The organism is Streptomyces beijiangensis (assembly GCF_017315755.1).
GTDB lineage: Bacteria > Actinomycetota > Actinomycetes > Streptomycetales > Streptomycetaceae > Streptomyces > Streptomyces beijiangensis.
Window position 1 is genome coordinate 1 of sequence record NZ_JAFLRJ010000398.1, and the last position, 8024, is coordinate 8024.

The window sequence follows — 8024 nt, forward strand, 5'->3', positions numbered from 1 at the left end:
CAGGGCGGCATGCTCGACCTGCACACCGAATCCGGCCAGGCCGCCCTGCACGCCGCAGGTCTCTGGGAGGAGTTCCTCGCCGCCGTCCACACCGGCGGCGAGGCCATGCGGATCGTCGGCCGCGACGGCACGGTCCTGCTCGCCGAGCAGGACGACGGCTCCGCACCCGGCGAGAACGCGCACAGCCGCCCCGAGATCGACCGCACCGACCTGCGCCGCATCCTCCTCGGCTCGCTCCCCGCCGGAACGGTCCGCTGGGGCGCGAAGGCCACCGGAGCCACCCCCCTGGGCGGGGGCCGCCACGCGATCGAGTTCGCCGACGGTCGTACGGTCACCACCGACTTCCTGATCGGCGCGGACGGCGCGTGGTCCCGTATCCGCCCTCTGCTCTCCGATGCCACACCCCTCTACAGCGGTGTCTCCTTCGTCGAAGCGGACCTGCACGACGCGGCCGTCCGCCATCCCGCGACCGCCGAACTCGTCGGCCAGGGAATGATGTTCGCCCTCCACGGCCAGCAGGGCTTGCTCACCCATCTGGAGACCGATGGCTCCGTCCACGCCTACATCGCCCGCCGCGTCGACGCCGACTGGCTGCCTTCCCTCGACTTCACCGACACCGGGGCCGCCCGCGCCGCCGTCCTCCAGCACTTCGACGGCTGGGACGACCGCCTGCGCGCCTTGATCGCCGACGCCGACGGCCCTCTCACGCCCCGGGCCATCCATGCCCTGCCGATCGACCACCGCTGGCCCCGTACTCCCGGCGTCACCCTGCTCGGCGACGCCGCCCATCTGATGTCCCCTTTCGCGGGCGAAGGCGCGAACCTGGCGATGCTCGACGGCGCTGAGCTCGCCACCGCCCTCGCCGACCACCCCGACGACCCTGAGAAGGCCCTCGCCCGCTACGAGGAAGTCCTCTTCCCCCGCAGCTCCGAAACAGCCGCCCAGTCCGCCGAAAGCCTCGACATCATCTTCAGCGACGACTCGCCGCGAGGGCTGCTGGAGATGTTCACCGCAGTGCGGTCGTAAGGGGCGGACATTCTCCCGAACAGGCCCGCTGAGGACGATCAGGTGACTGGCTCACCCGCGCGGCCCGCCGCCTAATGATGCAGCTGCCCGAGGCCGAGGCCGGTCAGCGGCGGAAGCGGGGTCGGCACGGAGTCCGTGCGGAGCGCGTCAAGCAGCAGACCGACAAGCCTCCTCGACGCAGCCTCTGGATCGGGTGTGAGCGACCATGATCATGCGAGCCGCGATGTACGACCGCATCGGCGGCCCTGAGGTGCTGTACGTGGGCGGGGTGCCCAAGCCCGTGCCCCGCTCCGGCGAAGTCCTCGTGAGGGTACTGGCGATGAGTATCAACGGCGGGGAACTCATGGGCCCCGCAGGCCGGGTTCGCCCTGGGCGACCGGGTCTGGGGCATCATGCCCCGCGCCTCTGGTTTCGGCAGTGCAGCCGAGTTCGTTGTCGTCCGTCTGCAGCAGATCGGGCGGATCCCACAGGGGCTGGACCCGGTCGAGGCGGCCGCGTTGCCCGTGGGCACTACGGCGATCACCGCCCTGCGTGACTCGACGCGGCCGCGCCCCGGCGAGCGCCTGCTCGTACGCGGAGCGGCAGGCGGCGTGGGCAAATGTCGCCGTACAGCTGGGCAAGGCGATGGGCGCGCATGTCACTGGGCTCGCCCGCGCGGACAATCTCGATCTCGTCCGAGACCTCGGCGCCGACGAGGCCCTCGACTACCGCGCTGTCGCTCCGTCGGGCCGCATCGTGACCATCACCTTCGTCATCGACCCTCCGGCCTCCACGCTGGGCTACCTCCTTGCCAGTACCGTCCACGGCCACCGCCGGGTGCGCTTCTTCAGCGGCAACCCGAAGACCGAGCTCTTCACCGACCTCGCGGCCCTCGTGGAGGAGGGCGCGATCCGTTGAAGCAGGAGGCCTGCGAGGCAAGTACGTCGTACGGATCGACTAGGGGAAGCTCTGCCCCGCCGCCGTACCGGTATCGCTACTTGCGGACCAGACCGGGGCCCTTGCCCGACACTTCCACGCGGTACTCCGCCATCAGCCTGGTGAGTTGGTCGGTCAGTGCCTCGTCGTGGCCTTGGCCGGCGGCCGCCAGGGTGAGCGGGTTCCAGCCCGGGGATGTCCACCTGGGCTACAGACCGCTCGGGCTGGTTGAGCAGCGTCTGGGCGCCGGTCTCCTCGGCGGCGGGGATGCCGACCGACGTGATGGTGCCGGCTTCGTCGTACAGCACGAACGCTCGCATGCCGGATGCTCCTCAGGCCGTCTGTGCGTAGAAGATGCCGTAATTTGCCGTGGTCGAGCCGACGTTCCTGACGACGACGTTGATCGTGCGCACGCCCGTCGTGCTGACCCGCTCCGACACATGGGTGATCTCCACCCGGCGCTCCACCCCGTTCAACGCGAGCGGATGGGCGACGAACCAGCGGACCTGGCCATAGCTCTGCCCGGCCTGGATCCAGGAGTGCTCCTGACCGGGAGCGAGCCCGATGCCCGACACCCAGAACCCGGTGTCCAGTTTTGCGATTGCCATGATGGCGGTCTCCCCTCTCGCGCCGTGCGAACGCTCCGCGTGTGGGCACTGTCCTGCTGGGGGTGGGGCCGTCAATACGCCGATGTGCCGGTCCCCGGCTGGACATTCTCCGCCGCCTACAGACGACGAGGGGCGGGCCCGCCTGCCCTCGTCGTCTGTGTGCGAAGCCCGGTTAGCTGCTCAAGTCCGTCAGCCTCCAGCGCTGGTTGGAGCCCGAGTTCGGCTGATAGACCGTGACGGGCGAGCCGTCCGCGGTGGCCTGGCCGCCGACTTCGAGGAGCTTGCCTGTTGCGGCGTTGACCAGGGTCCACGTGCCGTCCCCTGTCGACGACATGATCCACTGGGCGGTCGCGTCGCGCCGTCCGGTGTCTTCCTCGAGGACCGGTGCGTTGTCGTGCACGGCGAGCCGCTTGCCGCTGGCCGTGCTGGTGAACACGTACCGCGCGCGGTTGCCGCTGTCGCCGGTGATCTCCTTGAGCTGCCACTGCTGGCCCGGTTCGGCGGCGTCAGCCTTGATGACGAGACTGCTGCCGTCATCGGCTACCGTCAGGTCCTTGCCGCTCTGCACTCCCGTCAGTTCGTACGTGTGCCCCTTCCGCAGGGTCGCCGCGTCCTTCGCGACCCCGGACACCCCCTTGATCACGAAGGACGTCACCGACTGTGCGGGCACCGTGAACGTGGCCTTCTTGTCGGCGACCCGGACGGGGGCCTGTCGCACCAGCTTGCCGTCGGCGCTGGTCGCGACCGGTGTGACGGTCGCACTGTGGGCTATGTGTGCGAACTTCGACAGGTCGAGTGTCACCGTGCGGGTGTCCGTGGTGCCGTTGACGTGCACGACGGTGGCACCGTCGCCGGACCGTGTAACAGCCGCCGCGCTGTTGGTGTCGTCGACCTTGATGAGGTTGTCGCCGGGCCGGATGTAGTGAGTGAAGTTCCGGGCGGTGTCGAACTTCGTGTTGGTGTAGATCGGGCAGGTCTCAAGGGTGTCCTCGGCAGTGGCGCTGAACGACAGCTGGATCTCACCCCAGTTGCCGCCCTTGGCGGACTCCCCGCCGGGCTTCATGTTGTCGTTGTCCTCGACCGGCTGCCAGAACACCCAGGCGGTGGGCTCCAGTTCACGGAGGTCGTCGACGATGTGCTGCGCGAGCCCGAGGCCCGGCCGCATGTCGGTGAAGGACTGCCCGTCGCCCCAGTCGCCCTCGACCTCGCTCATCCACAGCGGCTTGCCGTCGGCCTTGGCGAGGTCGCGGACGGTGGTGCGGCCGCCGGTGCCGTACGTGTGGACGTTCATCTGCTCGACGAGATTCTTCACCGCGTCCGGGTAGCTGTTCCAGTTCGTGGCGAAGGTCGTCGGGTTGGTCTCGTCCATCGCTGCGACGCGGGCGCCGGTCCGGGCCTTGTCCAGAGCGTCGGCGAGGGGCGGGATGACCTTCTGCTGGAGTGCCGGGCCGATGTGGGCGCCTTCCTGGCGTCCGCCGACCGGCTCACCGTCGGTGCCCAGTGTCGTGGACCAGTAGGTGGTGTTCGGCTCGTTGAACGGGTCGACCGTGGCGACCTCGATGCCGTGCGCCTTCTCGAGGCGCTTCGTCGCCCCGGCCAGGTAGGCGGCGAAGTCGTCGACGGAATCGGCCTTGAGCTGGTCCTTCGACGCGTCGAAGCCGCCCGAGACGTAGCCGCTCTCCGTCATGAAGTACGGCGGCGAGTTGGAGAACGTCTCCCAGTGGGTGATGTCCTTCTTGATCCGGTCCACCCACCAGCGCTGTGCGGCGTCGGCGTTCTCGTTCCAGTGGTGCTCGTTCGCCGGATCCCACCAGCCCGTGTCGGTGCGGGTGACTCCCTTGGGCGCCTTCCACCATCCCTCGACCGCGCCACCGGCCCTCAAGTAGTCCTTCACGTCGGGGGCGTTGCCGCCGCCTATGTTGTAGCGGGCGATGTTCAGGGCGAGCCCGTCGCGTCCGAAGACGAGGTCCGCGAGCTTCTCGCGTATCTCGTCCGGGTAGTTGCCAGTGGCGTTCGCGAACCAGACGAGGCTGGTCCCCCACCCCTCGAACTTCTCGTGCCGATAGGACGGGTCGGGGGTGACCGTGACCGTACTGGAGTCCGCGAAGACGAGCTGTGCGGCCGACAGTTCGGTCCCGGCGGCCACGGCGGTGGCCGCCGCAAGAGTGATGAACCGTCTGCGGGTGAAACGCGCCATTGTGAGCTCCCAACGTCGTTGTGGGGGTTGCGGAGTGGGCTTGAGGTGGTGCGGTTCAGCTGGTGGGCTGCCTCAGGACGGCGACCTCGCGGGGTGGCAGGACGGTCCCGTCGTAGGTGCCGGCCAGCACCTCACCTGCCATGTCCGGCAGGGCGACCGGTTCGTCGCTCCGGTTGACGAGGAAGACGTAGCGGTTCTCCGCGTCGCGGCGCACGGCCGTCTCCACCGGGCCGCGTGCTCCGGCGGGGAGTTCGCTGGTCACTCCCGCCGGGGCGAGCAGTTCGGGCAGGAGTACGGCAAGGCCCTCGGCGCCGAGGCGCGTGGAGACGTAGGCGGCCGTGCCCCGGTCCGTCGCGCGGCGCGTGACGGCCGGGCGTGCGCACTGCGCTCCGTCCTCGTAACGGGCGAGGATCTCGACGTCCGTGCCGGTGACCGTGATCCGGTCGGTCCACAGACTGCCGGCCGTGGCGTTGTCGAGGGTGACCGTCTCCCCCTCCGGCAGCGGGCCGAACTCCTCGATGCGGATGCCGAGCAGATCGCGCAGGGCGCCCGGGTAGCCGCCGAGCCAGACGTGGTCGTTCTCGTCGACGGTCCCGGAGAAGTACGTCGTCACGAGGTGGCCGCCGCCCTCGACGTAACGGGTGAGCTCCTTGGCGAGCGTCTGGGGCACCACGTGCAGGACGGGCGCGATCACGACGTCGTACGAGGAGAGGCCGGTCCCGTGTGCGGGGACGATGTCCGCGCGGATGCCGAGGCTCAGGAGCGCGGAGTACCAGTCGAGGGCCTCGCGGTGGTACGAGAGGAGCGAGGTGGGGTGCGAGTCCTGTTCGCTGGCCCACCACGAGTCCCAGTCGAACAGGACGGCCACCCGCGCGGGTTCGCGCGCGCTGCCCGCTATCGGCGCGAGGGCTTCCAGGGTGCGACCGAGGTTCACGACGGAGCGGAAGAGTTCGCTGTCCTCCCCGGCGTGCGGGACCATCGCCGAGTGGTACTTCTCGGCGCCTGCCGCCGACTGCCGCCACTGGAAGTAGCAGACGGCGTCGGCGCCGTGCGCGACATGGAGGAGGGAGTCGCGGGCCAGCTCGCCGGGGGCCTTCGCCAGGTTGACCGGCTGCCAGTTCACTGCACTCGTGGAGTGCTCCATCAGGAACCACGGCCGATGTCCCGCGATGCCGCTGGTGAGGTTGGCGGAGAAGGACAGCTCGTCGCGGTCCTGCGGTCCGGGTATGACGTAGTGGTCGTTGGAGACGAAGTCCACCTCACCGGCCCAGTCCGCATAGTCCATGCCCTTGGTGCCGCCCATGACCATGAAGTTGGTGGTGACAGGGGTCTGCGGGGTCAGCTCGCGCAGTACCTCGCGCTCGGCGAGCAAGTGGTCCTTGAGCGCGTCCGAGGAGAACCGCTTGAAGTCGAGCTGCTGCGTCGGGTTGGGGTGCGAGCCCGCGAGGCGCGGCGGCAGGATCTGGTCGAAGTCGCTGTACCTCTGGGACCAGAAGGCTGTTCCCCAGGCGTGGTTGAGGGTGCCGAGCGTGGTGTAGCGGCGGCGCAGCCAGGTGCGGAAGGCGCGGGCGGCGTCGTCGGAGAAGTCGTAGACGTTGTGGCAGCCCAGCTCGTTGTTGATGTGCCAGGCGACCAGGGCCGGGTGGTCGGCGTAACGCGTCGCGAGCTTCGTCACGAGGCGCAGTGCGTGCTCACGGAAGACCGGCGAGGTGGGCCGCCAGTGCTGGCGGGCGCCCGGCCAGACCGTCTCGCCGGCCGCGGTGACGGGGAGGATCTCGGGGTGCGCGGTGGTGAGCCACGGCGGCGGGGAGGCGGTGGCGGTGGCCAGGTCGACGCCGATGCCGCCCGCGTGGAGCAGATCCATGATCTCGTCGAGCCAGCCGAAGTCCCAGGTGTCCTCGGCGGGCTGGAGCCTGGCCCAGGAGAAGATCGCCAGGGAGACGGTGTTCACTCCGGCTTCGCGCATCAGCCGGACGTCCTCCGCCCACACCTCCCGCGGCCACTGCTCGGGGTTGTAGTCGGCGCCGTAGCCGAGCCGGCGGGTGCCGTCGCCGCCCTTCGGGTACGGGAAGCGGGAGGTGTGGGCGGAGGTCATGCGGGTCCTTCCGGTGGTTCGGTCCTGGCTGCGGGAGGAGGGCTACTTCTCGACGGTGAAGCCCTGCTCCGTGCCGTACTTGGCGGAGGCGTCCTGCCACGTCTTCAGGCCCGCGGAGAGCTTGGTGCCGGAGATGTAGGCCTTGCCGACGGTGTCGTTGAAGATCGAGTTGGCGTACGCCTGGTACGGCAGGTACTTCCAGTCCGTGGGTACGTTCGCCGCGGCCTCGGCGAAGATCTTGTTGGCCTTCTGGCCGCCGAAGTACGCGAACTCGGTGTTCTGGAACTCCGCGGAGTTCAGGTCCTTGGTGGTCGCGGGGAACGCGCCGTTCTTGACACGGGTCTGCACTCCGGCCCCGGAGTTGGCGTACTCGGTGAAGGCGTACGCGAGTTCCTTGTTCTTGCCGAGCACGGGCAGCGCGAGGGAGCTGCCGCCGTTCTCCGCACCGGCCTTCTCCCCCGCGGTCCACTGCGGCAGCGGGGCCGCGCGCCAGTCGCCGGAGGCGTTCTTCACGCCGGAGGTGAAGTTGGCGGGCATCCAGGCGCCGGTGGGCAGCGTGGCGATGGTGCCGTCGCCGAGGCCCTTGTACCAGTCGTCGGTCCACCCGGTGACGGGTGCGACGAGCTTCTCGTCGATGAGCTTCTGCCAGACCTCGGTGTACTTCTGCGCGCCCGCGTCGGAGAAGTCGATGCCGACCTTCGTGCCGTCGACCTTGTACGGATGCGAACCGGCCTGCCACAGCAGGCTGGTGGTCAGGCCCGCGTCACCCGTGTCGCTGGTGATGTAGGCCTTCGGGTCCGCCTTGTGCAGCTTGCGGGCGGCTTCCAGGTACTCGTCCCAGGTCGTCGGGACGTCGATCTTGTACTTGTCGAAGACCTTCTTGTTGTAGAACAGCGCCATCGGGCCGGAGTCCATGGGCAGTCCGTAGACGCCGTCGCCGGACTTCACCGAGTTCCACGGGCCGGGCGAGTAGGAGGAGGCCAGCTTGTCGGCGCCGTACGCCCTGAGATCGGTGACCGACTTCGTCAGGGCGAACTGGCTCAGCGCGTAGTACTCGATCTGCGCGATGTCGGGGACGCCCTTCTTCGCCGAGACGGCGTTCTGGAGGGCCTTGTACTGGTCGTTGCCTGTGCCCGCGTTGACGAGCTTGATGTCGACTTTCGGGTACTTCTTCTCGAAGTCG

The 8024-nt window shown here is 69.1% G+C and carries 5 protein-coding genes and 1 pseudogene; 2 read left to right on the forward strand and 4 right to left on the reverse strand.

Annotated features, from left to right (window positions below; genetic code table 11):
- Both J0695_RS32515 and J0695_RS32520 read left to right on the forward strand, forming a co-directional pair.
- Positions 1 to 1026: FAD-dependent oxidoreductase (locus J0695_RS32515; RefSeq protein WP_206968234.1), on the forward strand; the 1026-nt coding region annotated here is incomplete at its 5' end.
- 211 nt (positions 1027 to 1237) lie between these two features.
- Positions 1238 to 1966 (forward strand): annotated as a pseudogene (locus J0695_RS32520) (NAD(P)-dependent alcohol dehydrogenase).
- 307 nt (positions 1967 to 2273) lie between these two features.
- On the opposite strand, the gene J0695_RS32525 reads toward J0695_RS32520, so the two are convergent.
- The 4 genes from J0695_RS32525 to J0695_RS32540 form a co-directional block, all read right to left on the reverse strand.
- On the reverse strand, positions 2274 to 2549 hold the full coding sequence (locus J0695_RS32525) for a hypothetical protein (protein WP_206968236.1): 276 nt from the start codon (positions 2547 to 2549) through the stop codon (positions 2274 to 2276).
- A gap of 172 nt (positions 2550 to 2721) precedes the next feature.
- Positions 2722 to 4746, reverse strand: a complete 2025-nt coding sequence (locus J0695_RS32530; RefSeq protein ID WP_206968238.1) for an RICIN domain-containing protein — start codon at positions 4744 to 4746, stop codon at positions 2722 to 2724.
- A gap of 55 nt (positions 4747 to 4801) precedes the next feature.
- A complete protein-coding gene (locus J0695_RS32535; RefSeq protein WP_206968240.1) occupies positions 4802 to 6841 on the reverse strand; it encodes a beta-galactosidase in 2040 nt (679 codons plus the stop codon).
- Positions 6842 to 6883: 42 nt separating this feature from the next.
- Positions 6884 to 8024: ABC transporter substrate-binding protein (locus tag J0695_RS32540; protein WP_206968242.1), on the reverse strand; the 1141-nt coding region annotated here is incomplete at its 5' end.